This is a genomic window from Kitasatospora sp. P5_F3 (genome assembly GCF_054049135.1).
In genome coordinates this window covers 1-1737 of the sequence record NZ_JBFUMY010000183.1, presented here as the reverse complement: position 1 = coordinate 1737, position 1737 = coordinate 1, and the positions used below count along the sequence as shown (strand labels likewise).

Here is a 1737-nt window from a genome sequence, read left to right as displayed (position 1 = left end):
GGTGCACAGGCGGGCGGGTGGGGCAGGCCGTGCAGCCGCGGACGTCGACCAGGTCGGCGACGGCGTCGAAGAGTGACAGGGGAGAAAGCTTCTTCAGGCTGGGTGTGTAACGTCCGCCCGGGGTCGCGGCGTGGGTGCTGTGACAACCGAGATCGGAAGGATCATCTGGTGGGGGAAGCACCCGCGGACTATTTGGAGTTCGCACACGCCCACAGCGGCAGGCTGTTCCACACGGCCTGCCTGCTGACCGGCGACTGGCACCTGGCGGAGGACCTGGTCCAGGAGACGCTGGCGAAGATGTACCGGTCCTGGCGGCGGATCGACCGCACCGAGGCGCCCGTGGCGTACGCCCACATGGTGCTGACCCGGACCTTCATCTCCCAGCGCAGGCTGCGCCGCTCCGGCGAGCGCCCGACGGGCGACCTGCCCGAGCGGAGCGGTCGGCCGGAGGACCCGGCGCTGCGGATGGCGCTGCTGGAGGCGCTGGCCCAGCTGTCGGTGAAGGACCGCACGGTGCTCGTCCTGCGCTACTGGGAGGACCGTTCGGTGGAGGAGACCGCGCAGCTGACCGGGATGAGCGTCGGTTCGGTGCGGGTGCGCAGCCTCCGGGCCAGGGGCCGGCTGCGGCAGGTCCTCGGCCACGACTTCGCAGAACTGGGCCGGTCATGACGGCGCCGAACCAGCACCCGCAGCCCACGCCCCCCGACGGACCGGAGAGCACCGTGATCCACGAGCAGCAGTCCGACCACGAGCTGCACGACGCCTTCGACCTCACCGCGCAGGGGTTCTCCCCGCACAGTCCCGATCTGGTCCACCGGGCCGCGGTCCGAGGGCGGCGGCTGCGCCGGATCCGGCAGGCCCAGCTGGCGGTCGCCGCGGTGCTGGTGGTCGGGACGACCGGGCTGGGCCTGAGCCGGCTGGGGCCGGCGGCCGCACCCGGGCCGCTCCCGCCTGCCGCGATGAGCACCTCGCCCGGCCCGGTGCCGAGCAGCCCCGCGCCCGTGACGCCGACCGACTCGGCGCAGCTGCTGGAGCTGCTGCGGGGAAAGCTTCCGTCCGGCCTGCAGCTCGGTGCGCCGTACCGGGTGGACCCGGGCGGACAGTGGCCCTCGGGTGAGCCTTCCCGGGTCCTGGCCGCCGGCTTCGCCCTCACCAAGGGCAGCGGCCGGGGCGGCGTCGGCATCACCTTCTCCCGCACCTCCCTGCTCTCCACGACCAACTGTCCGAAGCCCACCTGCACAGCGGCCCGGCAGCCGGACGGCACAAAGCTGACGGTCCGGCAGCTGACGGACCCCTCAGGGCTCCAGAACTGGAGCGCAGTGCTGGAGTGGCCGGACGGGGCGGAGGTGATGGTGTCGGCGAGCAATGATCCCGGTAAGGACGGGGAGGACGGGACGCGGCCCTACACCAACGCCCCGCTGCTGGGCCTGCCCGAGCTGTCCGCGATCGTCCTCGATCCGGCCTGGGGGCAGGTGGTGGCGGGCCTGCCTGCCCAGTGACCGGCGGGAGCGTCTCCTGAGTACCGGTACTCAGGATCGGGTTCGTTCGTACGGAATGCTGGTTCACCGGGCCGGAATCGGCGTCGCGACGGTGACAGTGGCCCCGTTCGCGGGCGGCGGCCATGCGGCGTACACCCTGGTGGGCGGTGGCGACGAGAGCTCGGCCCGGCTCTGGCTCAAGTTGTGTGGAGTCGAGCGGCCGACCTGCCGAGACGTCAGCACCAACGGGGCGTTGGAC

The 1737-nt window shown here is 72.5% G+C and carries 2 protein-coding genes; both read left to right on the top strand.

Annotated features, from left to right (window positions below):
• Positions 1-168 precede the first annotated feature (168 nt).
• Positions 169-669 carry a SigE family RNA polymerase sigma factor gene (locus ACXJMZ_RS37195; RefSeq protein ID WP_457034416.1) on the top strand — a complete coding sequence of 167 codons (501 nt, stop codon included), beginning with the start codon at positions 169-171 and terminating at the stop codon, positions 667-669.
• Positions 666-1499 carry a hypothetical protein gene (locus tag ACXJMZ_RS37190; RefSeq protein ID WP_457034415.1) on the top strand — a complete coding sequence of 278 codons (834 nt, stop codon included), beginning with the start codon at positions 666-668 and terminating at the stop codon, positions 1497-1499. Before ACXJMZ_RS37195 ends, ACXJMZ_RS37190 begins: the two co-directional genes overlap by 4 nt.
• Positions 1500-1737 lie beyond the last annotated feature (238 nt).

Excerpts from the sequence above, each read along its gene's own strand:
- ACXJMZ_RS37190 (WP_457034415.1), top strand. The coding sequence starts at position 666 with ATGACGGCGCCGAACCAGCACCCGCAGCCCACGCCCCCCGACGGACCG.